At 32.6% G+C, this 18,893-nt stretch carries 16 protein-coding genes; 8 read left to right on the forward strand and 8 right to left on the reverse strand.

Annotated elements, in window-relative coordinates; all coding sequences use genetic code 11:
* The first annotated feature begins 43 nt into the window (after window positions 1–43).
* The gene (locus QBK95_RS03710; protein ID WP_280930680.1) at window positions 44–823 is read left to right on the forward strand and encodes a DUF3667 domain-containing protein; all 780 of its coding nucleotides are present in this window, start codon (window positions 44–46) and stop codon (window positions 821–823) included.
* Here QBK95_RS03710 and QBK95_RS03715 read toward each other — a convergent pair.
* Window positions 820–2,586: an ABC transporter ATP-binding protein gene (locus tag QBK95_RS03715; RefSeq protein WP_280930682.1), complete on the reverse strand. Its 1,767-nt coding sequence runs from the start codon at window positions 2,584–2,586 to the stop codon at window positions 820–822. The two genes, QBK95_RS03710 and QBK95_RS03715, sit on opposite strands and share 4 nt — an antisense overlap.
* Before the next feature lie 2 nt (window positions 2,587–2,588).
* Window positions 2,589–3,335, reverse strand: a complete 747-nt coding sequence (gene truA, locus QBK95_RS03720; protein WP_280930684.1) for a tRNA pseudouridine(38-40) synthase TruA — start codon at window positions 3,333–3,335, stop codon at window positions 2,589–2,591.
* Between the two features lie 119 nt (window positions 3,336–3,454).
* Here truA and QBK95_RS03725 point away from each other — a divergent pair, with 119 nt between their 5' ends.
* Entirely contained in the window at window positions 3,455–3,949 is a 495-nt protein-coding gene (locus tag QBK95_RS03725; protein WP_280930686.1) for a metallophosphoesterase family protein, read from the forward strand.
* Between the two features lie 57 nt (window positions 3,950–4,006).
* Here the strand turns inward: QBK95_RS03725 and QBK95_RS03730 are convergent, their stop codons facing one another.
* On the reverse strand, window positions 4,007–4,417 hold the full coding sequence (locus tag QBK95_RS03730) for a DUF4293 domain-containing protein (protein WP_280930688.1): 411 nt from the start codon (window positions 4,415–4,417) through the stop codon (window positions 4,007–4,009).
* A 200-nt stretch (window positions 4,418–4,617) separates the two neighbouring features.
* On the opposite strand from QBK95_RS03730, the gene rho reads away from it, so the two are divergent.
* The 3 genes from rho (at window position 4,618) to QBK95_RS03745 (ending at window position 9,188) form a co-directional block, all read left to right on the forward strand.
* Complete coding sequence (gene rho / locus QBK95_RS03735) at window positions 4,618–6,267, forward strand: transcription termination factor Rho (protein ID WP_280930690.1); 1,650 nt, start codon at window positions 4,618–4,620, stop codon at window positions 6,265–6,267.
* Window positions 6,268–6,441: 174 nt separating this feature from the next.
* Window positions 6,442–7,113: a peptide-methionine (S)-S-oxide reductase MsrA gene (gene msrA, locus QBK95_RS03740; RefSeq protein WP_280930692.1), complete on the forward strand. Its 672-nt coding sequence runs from the start codon at window positions 6,442–6,444 to the stop codon at window positions 7,111–7,113.
* A 905-nt stretch (window positions 7,114–8,018) separates the two neighbouring features.
* Window positions 8,019–9,188 (forward strand): SH3 domain-containing protein, encoded by a 1,170-nt coding sequence (locus tag QBK95_RS03745; protein ID WP_280930694.1) that lies wholly within the window; start codon window positions 8,019–8,021, stop codon window positions 9,186–9,188.
* A 349-nt stretch (window positions 9,189–9,537) separates the two neighbouring features.
* Here the strand turns inward: QBK95_RS03745 and QBK95_RS03750 are convergent, their stop codons facing one another.
* From QBK95_RS03750 to QBK95_RS03765, 4 genes are all read right to left on the reverse strand, one after another.
* On the reverse strand, window positions 9,538–10,422 hold the full coding sequence (locus QBK95_RS03750) for a bifunctional 5,10-methylenetetrahydrofolate dehydrogenase/5,10-methenyltetrahydrofolate cyclohydrolase (RefSeq protein ID WP_280930696.1): 885 nt from the start codon (window positions 10,420–10,422) through the stop codon (window positions 9,538–9,540).
* Between the two features lie 42 nt (window positions 10,423–10,464).
* A complete protein-coding gene (gene ffh / locus QBK95_RS03755; protein WP_280930697.1) occupies window positions 10,465–11,793 on the reverse strand; it encodes a signal recognition particle protein in 1,329 nt (442 codons plus the stop codon).
* A 338-nt stretch (window positions 11,794–12,131) separates the two neighbouring features.
* On the reverse strand, window positions 12,132–13,505 hold the full coding sequence (locus tag QBK95_RS03760) for a fasciclin domain-containing protein (RefSeq protein ID WP_280930699.1): 1,374 nt from the start codon (window positions 13,503–13,505) through the stop codon (window positions 12,132–12,134).
* A gap of 139 nt (window positions 13,506–13,644) precedes the next feature.
* Window positions 13,645–14,319 carry a hypothetical protein gene (locus QBK95_RS03765; RefSeq protein ID WP_280930700.1) on the reverse strand — a complete coding sequence of 225 codons (675 nt, stop codon included), beginning with the start codon at window positions 14,317–14,319 and terminating at the stop codon, window positions 13,645–13,647.
* A gap of 94 nt (window positions 14,320–14,413) precedes the next feature.
* On the opposite strand from QBK95_RS03765, the gene QBK95_RS03770 reads away from it, so the two are divergent.
* From QBK95_RS03770 to QBK95_RS03780, 3 genes are all read left to right on the forward strand, one after another.
* A complete protein-coding gene (locus QBK95_RS03770) occupies window positions 14,414–14,929 on the forward strand; it encodes an RNA polymerase sigma factor (RefSeq protein ID WP_280930703.1) in 516 nt (171 codons plus the stop codon).
* Between the two features lie 62 nt (window positions 14,930–14,991).
* Window positions 14,992–15,897 carry a FecR family protein gene (locus QBK95_RS03775; RefSeq protein WP_280930704.1) on the forward strand — a complete coding sequence of 302 codons (906 nt, stop codon included), beginning with the start codon at window positions 14,992–14,994 and terminating at the stop codon, window positions 15,895–15,897.
* Complete coding sequence (locus QBK95_RS03780; RefSeq protein ID WP_280930706.1) at window positions 15,894–18,389, forward strand: TonB-dependent receptor plug domain-containing protein; 2,496 nt, start codon at window positions 15,894–15,896, stop codon at window positions 18,387–18,389. Before QBK95_RS03775 ends, QBK95_RS03780 begins: the two co-directional genes overlap by 4 nt.
* Here QBK95_RS03780 and QBK95_RS03785 read toward each other — a convergent pair.
* Window positions 18,386–18,853 (reverse strand): GNAT family N-acetyltransferase, encoded by a 468-nt coding sequence (locus QBK95_RS03785; protein WP_280930708.1) that lies wholly within the window; start codon window positions 18,851–18,853, stop codon window positions 18,386–18,388. The genes QBK95_RS03780 and QBK95_RS03785 overlap by 4 nt on opposite strands.
* Between the last annotated feature and the right edge of the window lie 40 nt (window positions 18,854–18,893).

Consider the following 18,893-nt stretch of genomic DNA (forward strand, 5'->3'; position numbering starts at 1 on the left):
AATTCTTAAAAACAGGATTAAAAAAAATATCTAATACGGTAATATGATAAAAAAAATAATTGTAGTTAGTAATTGTAAAAATTGCGGATACAATATAAAAGATGTGAATTTTTGTTCTAATTGTGGAGCAAAAAAAATTACTAAACGTATTACTTTTAAAAACCTAATTGCTGAAATAAGCGAAGTATATCTTAATGTAGATAACACCTTTGTTAAAACGGTTAAAGATTTAACGATAAAACCTCATACGGTAATCGATGGATATATTAATGGTTTAAGAAAGAAATACTTAAACGTAGCATCCTACTTTTTACTATCTGTTACATTATCAGCAATACTGGCTTTTATAAAAGAAAGAGGTTTTGATATCGCGTCAGAACCTGAAAAACATGATGAATCCTCAAAGATTATTCAGTTATTTATTGAAGTCACAGAAAAGTTCCCCACTTTGGGGTATTTTGTTTTAATTCCTTTCTATGCAATCATATCCCGATTTATATTTAGAAAATACAAAAAATATAATTTTACAGAACATATTGTCATCAACTCCTATCTCACTTCTCACCTGACAATATTAACCTTTATACCTTATATAATTAGTTTTAGTTTTGGAGATTATATAGAAGAAAGCAGCATTGTTTTCCTACTAATTCAACTAATCTATGCGATTTTCTTATTTAAGAATTTATACTTAATTAGTTATAGAAAAGTAATAATTAAAGGAATATTCGGATGGATGTTAGTTATATTGATTATGATCGGAATAGCAATAATTTATGCTTTATCATCAAAATTCTTAAAAGAAAATGGTTTCTTAAATTAAACTCCTTTTAGTTCACTAAACTGAACGTCATATAAGTTTTTATAGAACCCATCCTGAATTTCTAATAATTCATTATGGTTACCTTGTTCTACGACCATACCATTGTCCATTACAATAATCTTATCTGCATTTTTAATGGTCGCTAATCTATGGGCGATAACAATCGAAGTTCTTCCTTCTGTAATTTTATCGGTAGCATCCTGTATCAACTGTTCACTATGTGAATCAATTGAAGAGGTAGCCTCATCCAAAACTAAGATTTCTGGATTAGTTACGTAAGCTCGCAAAAAAGATATTAATTGACGTTGCCCTGAAGAAAGCATGACTCCTCGCTCTTTTACATTGTAATGATACCCATCTGGAAGACTTGAAATAAAATCGTGAATCCCAATTTCTTTAGCAGCTTTATGAACCTGTTCTTCTGTAATATTCTCATTATTAAGAGTAATATTATTAAGAATCGTATCTGCAAACAAAAACACATCTTGCAACACCACTGCTATATGACTTCTTAATGAAGTAAGGTTTATTTTGTTGATAGTTTCGCCATCAATAAGAATAGCACCGCTATCAATTTCATAAAATCTATTTAATAAGTTAATTATTGTAGATTTACCAGCACCTGTAGCTCCAACTAGTGCAATTGTTTCTCCCGCCTTTACAGAAAACGAAACTCCTTTTAAGACTTCTTCTCCCTCTACATAACTAAATCTTACTGTCTCAAAATCAATATCACCCTTGGCAGTTGTAAGTTCTAAAACACCACTATTATCAATCCTTGAATCTGTATCCAAAACAGCAAATACTCTATTAGCCGCAACCATACCCATTTGCAACGTATTAAATTTATCTGCAATCTGACGTAAAGGCCTAAAAAGCATTTGCGATAATTCTATAAATGCAATTACTTCGCCAAGAGTGATAACATCGCCTTGCGCTGCTCTCAATCCTCCAAACCAAACAATAAGTCCAATAGTTATGGATGTAGACATTTCTGCAATTGGAAAAAATATAGAATTATACCATACTGTTTTAATCCAACCCTTTTTATGTTTCTCATTGATTTCTTCAAAACTTGAATACTCAGCCTCTTCTCTTGTAAACAACTGAACGATTTTCATTCCAGTAATTCGTTCTTGTACAAAAGAATTCAAATTAGAAACCTGAGTTCTAACCTCTTCGAAGGCCGTTTTCATTTTTTTCTGAAAAACCCTGGTTGCAAATATTATAAAGGGTAACACAGCCAATACAATCAAAGTAAGTTGCCAGCTGTAATACAACATAAAACACAGGATAACGAACATTTTTAATAAGTCACTTATAATCACAAAAAGTCCCTGACTAAAAATACTAGCAATAGTTTCTATATCACTAACCGCTCGTGTAACCAGCCTTCCTACGGCTGATTTATCATAGTATTGTTTCTTAAAACCTAACATATGATCAAAGAGATCTACCCTAAGATCCCTAATCACTTCCTGACCTAACCAATTCGCAAAATATATAAATAAGAATTGAAAAATCACCTCCAAAACCAGTACTCCAAGCATCAAACTGATATAATATACAATCAGTTCTCCATCTTTAGGAATAAAGCTTTTATCAATGGCTTGCTGTAATAAAAGAGGTCTTAATATAGCAAGGGCAGATAATAATATTGCAGACAAGCTCACAAAATAAAAGGTAATTCGATAAGGATTAGTATAACCAATCAACCTACGAAACAATTTAAAATCAAATGCTTTACCGCTTTTTTCTGCCATATTTAAGTAAGATAAATTGTCTTTGGATACTGGACTTCTGTTAAATATAAACCATGTGCTGGCACAGAATATCCCGCTTTACTACGATCTTCGCTATGAATTATATCTATTAAGTCATTAAGATTTAGTTTATGCTCGCCGATTTCTAGTAGCGTGCCAACAATAGCTCTCACCATATTTCTAAGAAAGCGATTTGCAGAAATCCTAAAAACCAACACATCACCATTCATTTCCCAAATAGCTTCTGTGATATTACAATTATACGTTTTTACATCGGTTTTAGACTTACTAAAACATTTAAAACTGGTATAGTTTAACAGTATTTTAGCAGCTTCATTCATCAGATCCACATCCAATTCTTTCTTTACAAAATAGGCGTTATGGATTTTAAAAGGATTCTTGGATAGGGTAATTATATATTCATAAGACCTACTTATGGCATCAAAACGAGCATGCGCATCTTCTTGCACCTTATCAATTTTTTGAATAGCAATTTCTGAAGGAAGAATTGAATTAAGTTTATATTTAAACTGAACAACATCCAAAACTTCCTCACTATCAAAATGAGCCATAATTTGCTTTGCATGAACTCCTGTATCTGTTCTTCCTGCTCCAACCACATCTGTTTTGACCCTTAACAAAATGGACAAAGATTTTTCTAAAACCTCTTGCACCGTGATAGCATTGGGTTGGCGTTGCCATCCATGATATGGAGTACCATTATATGAAAGTTCTAAAAAATATCTCAACGCTTTATCCTATTTTTGTTCAAAATCTGAGCGCAAATATACTTCATATAATATATATGTATAGTATTGTTTAATTTCGGTTTGCTTATAATATCATAAATCATTCTTATCTACCAGTTTTGAAAAAAATACTGCTCCTAAGTGACACACATAGCTATATTGACGATCGAATATTACATTATGTAAAAGAAGCTGACGAAGTTTGGCATGCAGGAGATATAGGAGACTTAAAAGTTACGGATGCTATAGAAGCATTAAAACCACTACGCTGTGTTTATGGAAACATTGATAATGACAAGGCAAGAGTTAGTTTTCCTTTACATCAAAGATTTACCTGTGAAGGTGTTTCTGTATGGATTACACATATTGGAGGATACCCTCCTAAATATAATGTAAATACTAGAGATGAAATCAGAAAAAATCCTCCTAAATTATTTATCTGTGGACACTCTCATATTTTAAAAGTAATACCAGACAATAAGAACGGATTACTACATATGAATCCTGGAGCTGCAGGAAAGCACGGATTTCATAAAGTAAGAACCATGCTAAGATTTACATTAGACAAAGGCAACATTGAAAACCTAGAAGTTATTGAGTTAGGAAAAAAATAAGACTCGAAGTTGGCATACTTCGAGTCTTAACGCACTAATACTACTAAGATTTTAGGTTTATCGTAATCGATCTACAGATTTTACGAGATTTTCATCCTTTCTAATAGCCTTGTTGGCCATCACTAATAAAACGATAGAAATAACAGGAATCAACATCCCAATACCTTTCTCCGAAACTTCAGTCTCTCCAGATAATGTTAGTGACCAATAAACAAATACTCCTAGTAAAATAAAGTTTAATAAGATATTGATACGCCCCAATACAAATTGAAGCTTTCTATTTTTAAACAAAAAAATACTTGCCAAAGCCAATACAGCAGACCCAGCAAACATTCCTAATACCAAAAAATTGTTTTGGGGTAACAAAGTTTCTCCATTTTGATCAAGTCCATATGGTAATATGGTAGAAACGCCACCCGAAAGTGCCATTACTAAAAACAGATAAATTGTTTGGATTCTTTGTATCATTGCCCCTACTTCTTTTGGAAAAGCAAAAATAAGAGTTTCTTTTTATAATTATGTGTAAAAAATCAAAAATAAAGTCGTATACTTGCATCACAAATGATGTAACCCATTCTATTTAGGTTACTTACCTTCAAAATAAAATTTTCCTAGAATTCTTCTTTAGAAAATTTAATACCAGAACTTAAATTATATAACAAATTTAAATGTTAGAGATTTCTGAATTAAAAGCGAAAAAGCTTCCTGAGCTACAGGAAATTGCGAAAAATTTAAATGTACCTAAATTTCGCACCATGAAAAAATTAGACTTGGTCTATCAAATACTTGATTACCAAGCAGCAAACCCTAGTAAAGTAAAAGAGGTTATTACCGAGGAATCATCTGCGAAAGCCGAAACTGCTCCGCAAAAACCAAACCCTCGTCAAAAGAGACCTCGAACGAAAAAAACACAAAACCCGTCAAACCCCACTCATAAAAACGAGGCAAAAGCACCTGTAGAAAAAAACACCCCTTCCAAACAAGAACCCAGAGAAGCTAAACCAGCTAAAACTGAAGGAACTAACGAAAACAAAAAGCCTCAGAAAAAACAAGAGGAAAAAAAGGAAGAAAGAAAAGACAATCGTAACAGGAATAACGATAAATCCCAAAACAAAAACCGTAACAATAAAAAAGAAAATAACGGAAATAGGGATAACGGAAATAGAGACAACAGAAATAGATATAAAGAACCTGATTACGAATTCGATGCTATTATCCAAAGTGAAGGAGTATTAGACATTATGCAAGATGGATATGGTTTTTTAAGATCTAGTGACTATAACTATCTTTCTTCACCAGATGACATATATGTATCTCAATCGCAAATTAGACTTTTTGGACTTAAGACGGGTGACACAGTACTTGGACAAGTAAGACCTCCTAAAGAAGGTGAAAAGTATTTCCCATTAATTAAGGTAAATAAAATTAACGGACTTGACCCACAAGTAGTGAGAGATAGAGTTTCTTTTGAGCATCTTACTCCACTTTTCCCTCAGGAAAAATTCAAATTAGCAGAGAGACAAAGCACCATCTCTACAAGAATAATGGACTTGTTTTCTCCAATAGGTAAAGGACAACGTGGTATGATTGTATCACAACCTAAGACTGGTAAAACTATGCTACTTAAAGACGTAGCAAATGCTATCGCCGCGAACCATCCAGAAGTTTATCAAATGATTTTACTTATTGATGAACGCCCAGAAGAGGTTACAGATATGCAACGTAATGTGCGTGGAGAAGTTATAGCATCAACTTTTGACAAAGAAGCTCATGAGCACGTTAAAATAGCAAATATTGTATTAGAAAAAGCAAAGCGATTGGTAGAGTGTGGTCATGATGTAGTGATTCTATTAGATTCTATTACACGTTTAGCAAGAGCATACAATACCGTACAACCTGCTTCTGGTAAGATTCTTAGTGGTGGTGTAGATGCTAACGCACTACACAAACCGAAACGTTTCTTTGGTGCCGCACGTAATATTGAAAATGGAGGTTCGTTAACTATTATTGCAACTGCATTAACAGAAACAGGCTCTAAAATGGATGAAGTTATTTTTGAGGAATTCAAAGGAACAGGTAATATGGAATTACAATTAGATCGTAAAATTTCTAATCGTAGAATATTCCCTGCCATTGACCTTACATCTTCAAGTACAAGACGTGATGATATTTTGCTAGATGAAACCACTATTCAAAGAATGTGGGTAATGCGTAAATATCTTGCAGACATGAACCCTGTAGAAGCTATGGAATTCATTAACGATCGTTTTAAACAAACAAGAAATAATGACGAGTTTCTTATTTCAATGAACGGATAAATACATACCATATAATATATAGGTAACGGCTGCCATATTTTGGTAGCCGTTTTTTTTTACCAATTAACACAGATCTAACACCTATATATTAGTAATTTTAGATTCAAAAAACTTTTTAAGTTGAAAGGTTTGTACCCAAATCAAGACTATTGATCTACAAAAAAACAATTCATTATGAAGACCATATTATATTGCATATTTAGTATTTCATTTTTATTAACTAGTTGCCAAGGCAATAGTCAAACTCATACTAAAGAGAATTCCACATCACAGCAAAAAAACATAAAACCAGTTCAAACTGAATCAATTAATGGATTAGACCGAGCATATTTTGCTAGTGGCTGTTTTTGGTGTGTTGAAGCCATATATGAAAGTGTAAAAGGAGTAAAAGAAGTAACCTCAGGATATTCTGGAGGGCACACAAAAAACCCTACTTATGAATCCAGCAATACTGGTCGCACAGGACACGCAGAAGCAGTAGAAGTTTTATACGATCCAAGTATTATTTCTTTCTCAACTTTAGTAGACGTATACTTTGGATCGCAAAACCCTTCGCAAATAAACGGTCAAGGACCAGATAGAGGTTCACAATATCGATCTATCATATTCTTTCAGAATGAAGATCAAAAAAATATAATAACAAAAAAGAAGGATTTACTAGGCAAAACCCTAAACCGACATATTGCCGCAGAAGTACTTCCGTTTCAGAAATTTTGGAAAGCCGAAGGATATCATCAAGATTATGAAAAAAGAAACCCATACAACAGATACATTCAGAATGTTTCGATACCTAGATTAAGGCGTTTTCAAAAAAAATTCCCTGAATTAATACAAAACACCCATTAATTCAGTTTCTCAACAATCACCTACATATTACCTCTATAAACGACCATATTCTCATTAACTTCATACACTGAGAATATGGTCATCTATTTCCGACGTACACATAATCCGTATAAAAAATAGGGGAAATTAACACCCTGTATATTCAACATAAAGCAGCCTGTTTTATTGAATTTTCAGATTTATTTAACATCTTAAGACTTTATTAAAAACTCACTTATCAAAATTAAACCCCTTACATAAACATCTTACTATCAAAGTTCTATAAAAGAACATTGAATAAAAGTTTGCTTTTCGTGTTCGAAAAATATACTATGCATGCATAATTAATAATGTTAAATTATTGCAAAAAAACACTTCTAAAATATTCTCTAATATTCAGTAAGAAGTAGAAAAAAAAGTAAAATATATTCTGTTTTTTACAAACCGACTACAGGCCCTGTAAACACAACCCAAATCGGTTGTAATACACAAAAAAATCGTTGAAAAACACAAATTGATCAAAAAAAAAGTGAATTTTTATACAAATAAAGTCAAAACAAGTTGTGTTTTTCATATTAATAACTTACTTTTGTTTATAGTTTAAGAGTTTTCAACTCAGTTAATTAATTAACAAGTTTGAAGTATTACTAAAGCAAATTAATTGTAACTAGCTGAAAAACAACATTTTAAACTAAAAAAAGTTCTTTAAAAAACTATGATTTTTAGCAAAAAAATAAGCTTTGTTAAAAAAAACAAAATGCCCCCATAAAAGTTTGGCATGTTTTTTGAGAATGAAATTTTTGAATAAAAACTTTTAAAAAATTATTTAAAGGAAGGATAAAAAAGCGAGAAAGGTTAATACCTTTTACAAATAACCCTAATCTGCTTTATTTTTGAATTTTAATTATGTAAACACAGAAAAGATTATGAAATCAATTTTTACATTTATTTTACTATTGGTGATGGCATCTGGGACTTCTTTTGCTCAAATTGAGTCTCTAGATCGATACTTAACGTCTACCGCCAAATTAGAATTAAGAACTGGACCAGGAGCAAACTTTGACATTATTGGAGAAATTCCTCAAGGAACTCAAGTATATGTTATTAGCTCAGGATATGGTGAATGGAGTACTGTACAGTACAAAAACGGAAATGGATTTGTATTAACAAATTTATTAGCCGAAGATAGTAGTATTGCTGAAGCTGAAAGAATTGCTAAAGCTGCTGAAGCTAGAAAGAATGCTGCTAGAATCGCTGCAGAACAAGCGATCAAAGCCGCTGAAGAAGCTAAAATTGCCGCTGCTGAAGCTGCAAGAAAAGCAATTGCAGATGCTGAAAAGGCACAAAGAGCTGCTGAAGCTGCTGCTGCTGCTGCTGCTGCTGAAGCTGATGCTGCAAATCAAAGTAAAAGTGCTGCCGAAAGAAGAAGACTTGCTGAGTTAGCAGAAACTCAAAGAGCTGTGGAAGAAGCAAGCAAAAGAACTTTAGGAAATACAAGAACAGCCTCTACTCCTATAGAGTCTAAGACTGCTTCTAATGGAAGTAATAGTAATAGAGCCGCTGCTGCTCCTTCTAAAGTAACAAGAGAAGATAAATTTGCTAATTGGGAGAAAAAGACATATAAGTCTGGTGCTACTCCTAAATCATTTAGCAAATTCAAAGGAAAGTTTGAATACAAATTAGATAACTACCTTAAAATTGAAGTAGGTAAGAACACAGACGTTGTTGTTAAACTTATCAAAATGGGTAAAACTGAGAAAGATGATGAAACTGTAAGAATCGTATTTATTAACAGTAATCAAACTCAGTATATCAGAAACATTCCTGAAGGAGAGTACTACTGTGTTATTGCATATGGTAAAGAATGGAAAGAAACAGAAGCAAAGAATGGAAGACGTCAAGGAACGTTTACAAAAAACGCTTTATATGAAAAAGATGGAGCTGTGTTAAACTATAACACTATTAAGACTGAGCAAGGTATTAATGTTCCTTCTTACAGCTTATCTCTAGATCTTCTTCCTAACGGAACATTAGAGTATGGTAACAATACTTCTGATGAAGATAAAATTACACCAGGAGATTTCAATGCATTCTAAAAACTATCAAAGCATAGCTTAGAATACAAATAAAAAATATTTTATTATCACCAATAATAAATGTAAAAACAAAAAGCATCAGCTTCTACGCTGATGCTTTTTAGTTTTATGAAACATCCATGATATTCTGATCTTTATCGATATATCCATAACTGTGTAATTAAATATTATTAACAAATCATCCCGTTTGGTAGCTTTTCAAAAACACATTCAGTTGCATAAAAACTAAAACAAAATCCTCATCCACATTATAGCTTTTCTGTATTTAAAACAATATCAAAAAAAACCTTTAGAGTGATTTTCTAAAGGTTCTTTAATTTATTAAAACAATTTTAATTTTATATTTCTATTAGTTATTATTACGATGTCTTTCTCTAGCTAATAGTGTGTTTTTAAGAAGCATTGCGATTGTCATCGGACCAACTCCACCTGGAACTGGAGTTATAAACGAAGCTTTTTTACTCACATTTTCATAATCAACATCACCCACAATTCTATACCCTCTTTCTCTAGAATCATCTACAACTCTTGTAATACCTACATCAATAATCACTGCATCATCTTTAACCATTTCGGCCTTTAAAAAATTAGGAACTCCTAATGCCGAAATAACAATATCAGCTTGAGAAATGATTTGCGTAATATTTTTAGTATGACTATGAGTAAGCGTAACCGTAGAATTACCTGGCCATCCCTTTCTTCCCATTAAAATACTCATCGGTCTACCCACAATATGACTTCTACCGATCACAACAGTATGCTTTCCTTTAGTATCCACATTATAGCGTTCTAATAATTCTAAAATACCAAATGGAGTCGCTGGTATAAATGTTGACATATCCAAAGCCATTTTACCAAAATTCATGGGATGAAATCCATCTACATCTTTATCTGGATCAACAGCTAATAGTACTTTTTGTGTATCGATTTGTGGAGGCAATGGTAACTGAACAATAAACCCATCAATACTCTTATCTTCATTAAGTTCTTTAATCTTAGCAAGCAATTCAATTTCACTGGTAGTACTAGGCATTTTTACCAAAGTAGATTCAAAACCTATTCTTTCGCATGCTCTTACTTTACTTCCAACATACGTTAGACTAGCTCCGTCATTACCCACCAATACTGCAGCGAGGTGTGGAACTTTTTCGCCTCGATCCTTCATCTTCTGAACTTCGACAGCGATTTCATTTTTAATATCGTTACTTACTTTTTTTCCGTCTAAGACTTCCATATTTGACCCCTACTTTGTGTTATAAATTATAATGTGGAATTATTATTTCATTTTACCCATCATCTGCATCATACGTTTTCCACCACCGCCTTGCATCATTTTCATCATCTTGCTCATCTGATCAAATTGTTTTAGCAATTGATTTACTTGCTGAACAGATGTTCCCGATCCTTTTCCTATACGTTTTTTTCTACTAGCATTTATAATTTGTGGTTTTGTTCTCTCGTCTGGAGTCATCGAATGAATAATTGCTTCGATATGCTTAAAAGCATCATCATCCACATCTACATTCTTCATCATCTTACCAGCACCTGGAATCATACCAATAAGATCTTTCATATTACCCATTTTCTTAACCTGTTGGATTTGTTTCAGGAAATCATCAAACCCAAATTGATTCTTGGCAATTTTTTTCTGTAATTTTCTAGCTTCTTCTTCATCAAATTGCTCTTGAGCTCTTTCTACAAGAGAAACTACATCTCCCATTCCCAAAATACGATCTGCCATACGTGAAGGATAGAAGACATCAATTGCTTCCATCTTTTCACCAGTACCAATAAACTTAATCGGTTTATTAACCACAGATTTAATAGAAATAGCAGCTCCACCTCTAGTATCACCATCTAATTTGGTAAGGATAACACCATCAAAATTCAAAACATCATTAAATGCTTTTGCAGTATTTACGGCATCTTGTCCTGTCATCGAATCCACTACAAACAGAGTTTCATCGGGTGTTACAGCTTTATGGATATTGGCTATCTCGGTCATCATAACCTCATCAACAGCCAAACGACCTGCGGTATCTATAATAACCACATTAAATCCATTAGCTTTAGCATGGGCAACACCTGCTTTTGCTATTGCAACAGGATCACTATTTCCTTTATCACTAAAAACTTCGACATTTATTTGATCACCCACCACATGCAACTGGTCTATCGCAGCTGGTCGGTACACATCACAAGCAACCAAAAGAGGTTTTTTTGTTTTCTTGGTTTTAAGAAAGTTTGCTAATTTTCCAGAAAAGGTTGTTTTTCCTGAACCTTGCAAACCTGACATCAAAATAACAGATGGATTCCCTGATAGGTTTACTCCTGCAACTTCTCCTCCCATCAATTCAGTCAACTCGTCTTTAACAAGTTTCACCATCAATTGACCAGGTTTAAGACTCTTAAGTACGTTCTCTCCTAAGGCTTTTTCTTTTACTGTTGCAGTAAAATCTTTAGCTATTTTATAATTCACATCAGCATCAACCAACGCTCTACGAACCTCCTTAAGTGTCTCAGCGACATTTACTTCGGTAATTTGACCATGGCCTTTTAGGATATGTAACGCCTTATCTAACTTATCGCTTAAATTATCAAACATATGCTTTCTTAGGGTTTTTCAATATCTACTTTTTTAGTAGACAGGTGCAAATTTAATGATTTGAAGTGTATTAATAAAAGGAAGATGAATCTAATTATGTGATGTAATTTAACCAGCAGGCTACATTCAAAATACACATAAAAAAAGCTATTGAAGCGCACTATAAGTATAGTTACTGTTTCAATAGCTCATTTAATGTACCAGGAGTAGGCTAACTCTAATACAACACTTAACTCTTAATATCCTAATCAATAATTTATAAACCCAAAGCATTTGGTTTAAGGGGGAAATGGAGGAATAACCAAATGCCTTGAATTCTTAATTAACTAAACATTTTTTTATAATGCAGGAAGGATTACTTTATCAATTGCGTGAATCACGCCATTAGCCGCTTGAACATTAGTCACAATAATATTACTTACTCTGTCATTAGCGTCTGTTAATGTTGTGTTCATGGCATCGACAGTAATATCACCTCCAAGAGTTGTTACCACGCCGCTCATTAAATCTTCTGCTCTAACATTAGCTTCGGCCACTACATGGAGGTTTAACGTAGCCGTCAATGTTGCTTCTGCAATATCCGCAAGAGAACTGGCACCTAACTCAGTCAATAAACTCGCAAAAGCATCATCAGTAGGTGCAAATACGGTAAAAGGTGCTGGAGCTGTTCCATTTGCTGTACTTAAAGTAGCAACATAATTCTCATCTAACTGATCATCTCTAGTAAGTGCTGCAACCAAACTGCTAAAAGTTGCATCTGCTGTAGCAAAAGTAACCACAGTAGGTAATGTGATTACAGTACCAACCTTATGAATAACTCCATTCGTAGTTACAATATCTGCTTCATCTACATCAGATATCCCATTAAAAGAAACTCCGCTTGCTGTATTGATATAAATACTCAAATTTGCCATAGTATCACCATATGTAGCAAGTGTATTACCATAACCAGTACTTAATGAAGCAGAAACATTAACTCCTGCAAGTACATGATTTAATAAAATTTGTTCTAAATCAGCCACAGGTAAGCCAGAGATATCTCCTAATGCTGTAAAAGCGTCATTATCTGGAGCCAACAATGTTAAATTGCTATCCGCCCCATTTAACACAGCTTCAAAATCGGTATCAAATCCTGAAGTTGTAGTTGCTACTGCTGCTAAAGAGGAAAGGTCACTATCAAGACCAACAAACGTGAGCATTGTTGGTAAAGGAATCACCTTATCTACTGCATGAATAACTCCATTATCGGTCATTATATCAGGATCTATAACTGTAGATTCTCCGTTAATAACCACTCCACTTGCAGTATTAATATACATACTTATATTAGCACCTGTTGTGGTTTCTGATGCTAAATTTTTCACATATCCTGTGGTTAGATCCGTAGACATCTGTGTGGTTCCTAACACATGATTTAATAATATTTGTTCTAGTGTTTCTACTGGAACATCATCTAGTGCAGTTCCATCCAAAAACTCTGCAAATGCAGCATTGTTTGGTGCGAATACCGTAAAGGTACCTGTCCCGTTCAGTGTAACATCTAAATTAGTTCTCTGCAATGCAGCCAACAAAGAACTATACTCTGAATTATCTGTAACAAAATCAGCGATCGTCATAACGTCTGGTGTGAATACAGTATCATCATCATCACTACAAGAAACTACAGAAATAACAAATAGTGCTAAAAAAGCTTTTTTGAGGAAATTTTTCATTTTCATTGGTTTTAATTTTATGATTAATTGTTCGGTGATTAAACAACTCATACAAGGAAAGTGCTACCCCAAATCATGAGTTTAGTATTTTTTTAACTTTTTGTTTAATATTTTAACAAATATGTTAAACAAAAAGTCTTCATCCATCATTTTCGTCACAAGAATTTGCAAAAGAAATAATTCTAGATAATAACTCATCGTTATGAGTGGCTTCTACAGATTCACCATTATGAAGTAATAACCTAATAGGAAAATCTATACTAACCACGGTACTTTCTTCCAGGTTTTCCATAAATACAAATACCTCAGCATCATGAATAACCTCGGTAGTCTCAAATACGTTAATATCAAAATTAAAAGTCAAAAAACGAAGTGGGTACACAAAATCAATGCACTCAATATCTGGATCATCCATATCGCAACCAATAGCTAAAGATTGTAATGCGTTTAAATCTTCTACAATCTCTTCAGTATGGTCAGATTTGGTGATAGTAATCGGAAACTGTATTTGAATATTATCAGAAGTATTTAACTGATTATAATCAGATATTTGATTAATTTCAATCTCTTCGGTACTATTGCGTATAATGGAGTAAGGTAAATTGATACTATAACAATTACCTCCATCTACTACATCATCATAGGATCCATCATGGATAACAATACTACGCATTAAATCGGCCAATTGAGAATCTTTAGGAATTGTGGTATCTATATTAGGATCTATCAATTGCCTTTCTTCTTTTTGACAAGAAATCATAAAAAAAACAAAACCTATCATCACAACAAAAGCGTAACATAAACGATTTCCCATAATACTTATCTATATTTAGTTTGTTATTATAACAATTAAAATATTCAAATTCCTACTAAGCTTCTTTTTTTTTTACTTTTAGAAAAAACTCCTAATGCCCAAAGATTTATTCGAAAACGTTTGTGAGGAAAAGCTTTTTTCAGAGCTTTTTAAAAAACACGCTAAAAACCTACATGACTTTATCTATTATAAATACGGTGAACATATACAACCAAAAGACAAAGTACAAGAAGCCTTTATAAAATTGTGGGATAATTGTAAAAAAGTTTCTTTAGAAAAATCAAAAAGTTTTTTATTTACAGTAGCAAACAATCTATCATTAAACCAGATAAAACATGATAAGGTAAAACTGAAATATCAGCAGATACCCACAAATGATCGCACTAATGAAAACCCACATTTCATACTAGAAGAAAAAGAATACCTTCTCAAATATCAGAAAGCACTAAGTAACTTAACAGCATCTCAACGAGTAGCCTTTCTTATGAATAGAGTTGAAGGCAAACGGCATAAAGAGATTGCAGCATTACTTGGTATTTCTAGAAAGGCAGTAGAAAAGAGAATTTACGGAGCTCTCGAAAAATTAAGAAAAGACATAGAAGGAATATAAAAAAACGGAAAGACTGGGTAGGAGTTTTAGCTATAAGATTGTTATTACATTAGAATCTTGTTATGAAAAAGGAAGATATTATTAAAAAGTGGTTGAACTATGAACAACTCACTAAGCAGGAATCAGAGGCGTTTGAGCAATTGAGCGCCTATGATTCTTATGTTAAAATATCCGATGCCTCTAAAAAATTCAAGGCTCCTAATTATAATTCTAGCGAGCACTACCAAACCCTATATAAAGAATTAGTTCCTCAAAAAACAGTTCCTCTTAAAAGGTCTTATTTACCTAATTTAGTTCGTATTGCAGCAGTTTTTGCAATTGGAATTGGGTTATATTTTTCTTTTTTTAAAGAATACAATACAACCTATACCACACTTGCTAGTGAAAAATCTACTATTGAATTACCCGATACGTCCACTGCCATATTAAATGCACTTTCTTCTATTGAGTATAATAAAAAGAATTGGCCAAACCAACGTAGTCTTACTCTAACAGGTGAAGCTTTTTTTAAAGTTGCAGATGGTAAAAAATTTGATGTTCATACGAGTTCAGGTATTGTAAGTGTTTTAGGAACTCAATTTAATATTAAGCAAAGAGGTAACTATTTTGAAGTTACCTGCTACGAAGGAGTTGTAAGTGTAACAACTGGGAATCAAGTCAAGTATTTAAAAGCTGGAGATGTCTTAGAGTTATCTTCAAAAATTATCAAAGAGAAAAAAATAAACCGCCAAGAACCTCATTGGATCAATGATAGAAGTTCATTTTATAGCACGCCTTATTCAAAAGTTTTAAAAGAATTAGAATGGCAATATGGTGTCACTATTACAACTAAAAACATTGATAAAACTATACTTTTTACTGGTAATTTTGTACATTCAGATATTCAAACTGCGTTAAAATCTATTACGATACCTATGCGTTTGAAATATGTGATTAATAACAAAACTGTAACTTTATTTAAAGAGTGATTCAAACCAAAATCCTCGTTTCAATTATTCTATTGACCTTCATTCTTTCTCCACTAAAAGCACAAACAGGAAAAGATACATATCCGCTTATAGTAGTTTTAAAAAATATTCAAAAAAAATTTGGATACAGATTTTCATATGTAGATCAAGAATTAAATGACATTACTATCCCTAAACCACCTGAATTAGCAGAACTAGATGAGACTATATTATATTTAGAAACTACAACTCCCTTTCGTTATACCATTCTTAAAGATAATACCATAACATTAAGTTACAGAATCAAAGAAATCTGTGGAACGATACTAGACCTAAACAATAAGATTATACCTAACGCGACGATCAAAACTAACAATCATGGAACCATATCGGATGCTGAAGGAAGATTTAGGATAAAAATAGATTCTCCTAACGATATCATTATAATTACATATATTGGATATAAGCCTCTTAGGATTCCAATACTTGATTTTAAAGAAAAGCCTTGCAAAAAAATCATACTCACCCAAAAAGTAGAATCTCTAAATGAGATTATCCTAAATGATTATTTGATTAAAGGAATACAAAAAAGAAATGATGGTTCAGTTACTGTTAATTATAATAATTTTGGGATTCTACCAGGTCTTATTGAACCTGATCTACTGCAAACGATTCAAGCACTTCCTGGTGTTTTAAGTGTAAACGAGACGGTTTCTGACATCAATGTACGAGGTGGAACTAATGATCAAAACCTTATACTCTGGGACGGAATAAAAATGTACCAATCCAGTCATTTCTTTGGTCTTATATCTGCATTCAACCCATATTTAACCAAAAACGTACAAATATTTAAAAATGGTTCGAGTTCTAGGTATGGTGAAGGTGTATCTAGTGTAATCGCTATGAATACAACAAATGAGATCAATGAAAATATAGATGCAAGTATTGGTGTAAATCTTATAAGTGCAGATGGTTATATAGATGCACCTTTAAACAAAAAGTCATCCATTCAGTTGGCAGTGAGACACTCTTTAAATGAAATCATAGAAACCCCAACCTATGATCGATATTTTGATAAAGCATTTCAAAACTCAGAAGTAATCAATATGAATAGTTCTGATGAAAAGTTCTCTTTTTATGATGCAAGTATACGCTGGTTATATCAATTCACTCCAAAAGATCTCATCAAAGTAAATGCTTTGGTAATGCGAAACAACCTTGTTTTTCAAGAAGATTCGTCTATAAATCAATCCAACATTTCTAGAGAAAGTAGTGCGAAACAGAGTAATATTGTAGGAGGAATATTATATCAACGAGATTGGAACAAATTCTTTAAAAGTGAACTATTGCTATATGGCACAAATTATAAGCTTACGGCCATAAACTCTGATATTCAAAACAATCAAAGGCTATTACAGGAGAATGATGTTCTCGAAAGCGGCTTAAAATTAAATACACTTCTTAAAACAGGTGCTAACACTAATTTAAAAAACGGATATCAGTTTAATGAGACTGGTATATCCAATCTTCAGGATATAAACAATCCTACTTTTAGAGATTTTACAAAAGAAGTTGTGCGCACCCATTCAATATTCTCAGAACTAGAGTACCGTTCAAATAATAGCACTACATATTACAATATAGGAGCTCGACTAAATTATTTTGAAAAATTTGATACATTCAATTTTGAACCTAGAGTTAGTGCATACAAAAGATTTACTAATCATTTTACTTTAGAGTTTTTAGGAGAAATTAAAAGTCAGGCGACTTCTCAAATAATAGATCTTCAAAATGATTTTCTAGGTATTGAAAACCGAAGATGGGTATTATCTAATGACAATGACATTCCTATAATTAAAAGTAAACAAGCTTCGATCGGTATTAGCTACAACCATAATAACTGGCTAATAAGTACCGATTTTTACTATAAAGATGTTGATGGGATCATAACTCGTAGTCAAGGGTTTCAGAACCAATATGAGTTTATAAGAGATCATGGTAGTTACGCTGTTTTTGGTATTGATTTTTTGATCAACAAAAGGTTCAAAAGTTTCAGTACATGGTTAAGTTATTCTTATGCTAATAATGAATACACCTTTAATAATTTAAGTGAAACGAATTTTCCAAATAATATCGACATTCGTCATAACATAAATTTCGCTATTTCTTATCAATATAAAAACCTAAAAATTTCAGGTGGTATAAATTGGCATAGTGGGAAACCTACTACCTTACCAGACCCTAATAATACTATCGAAAACAACCGAATAAATTATTTGACCCCAAACAATTCAAGGCTGGATGATTATATCCGAACAGATATTTCTTCTACGTACTCATTCAATATTTCTAAAAAAATAAAAGGGTTTGCTGGAATTTCTTTCTGGAATATTCTAGGCCAGAACAATACTATTAATAATTACTATTCGATTAGAAATCAAAATGACGTAGAACAAATAACGGAATCAGGATTAGGCACTACGCCCAATCTGGTTTTGCGATTAAATTTTTAAAGCTTTTTTACACCACTATAACTTACCTCTTCTTCTCCTCCCACAACTTTTTCTACATTTTCGATTATTTCAAAGCCATTTTTTCGAAAAAAAGTTTTTGTCACAGCATTTATTTGAGTTGTAAGTGTACTAACATTGTGCTCTTTTGCAACTTCTTCCATGACAGCATATAGCTTTTTAGCAATTCCTCTTCCCTGATAATTCTGGTGCACAAAAATATATTCTATCACTCCATCTCTATTAAGTAAAAAAGAGCCTATAATCTCTCCATTCAATTTTGCATTATACACAAAATCATTTTTAAACTTTTCTTTCCAATAGTTCTTATCCGCTGCTAATCTAGAATATATTTTTACTTCAGATTTAGTGAATATTTTGGAACCATAAATAGTAACGGTCTGATAAAACAGACGCTGCATTAAGGTCAAATCCGAGTCGACAGCTTGAGAGATTAGGTAGTTCATTATTTATTAAGCAGAAGAATACTTCTTTTTTCTATGGGGT

It is taken from the genome of Aquimarina mycalae (genome assembly GCF_029906345.1).
In the GTDB taxonomy this organism is placed as follows: Bacteria; Bacteroidota; Bacteroidia; order Flavobacteriales; family Flavobacteriaceae; genus Aquimarina.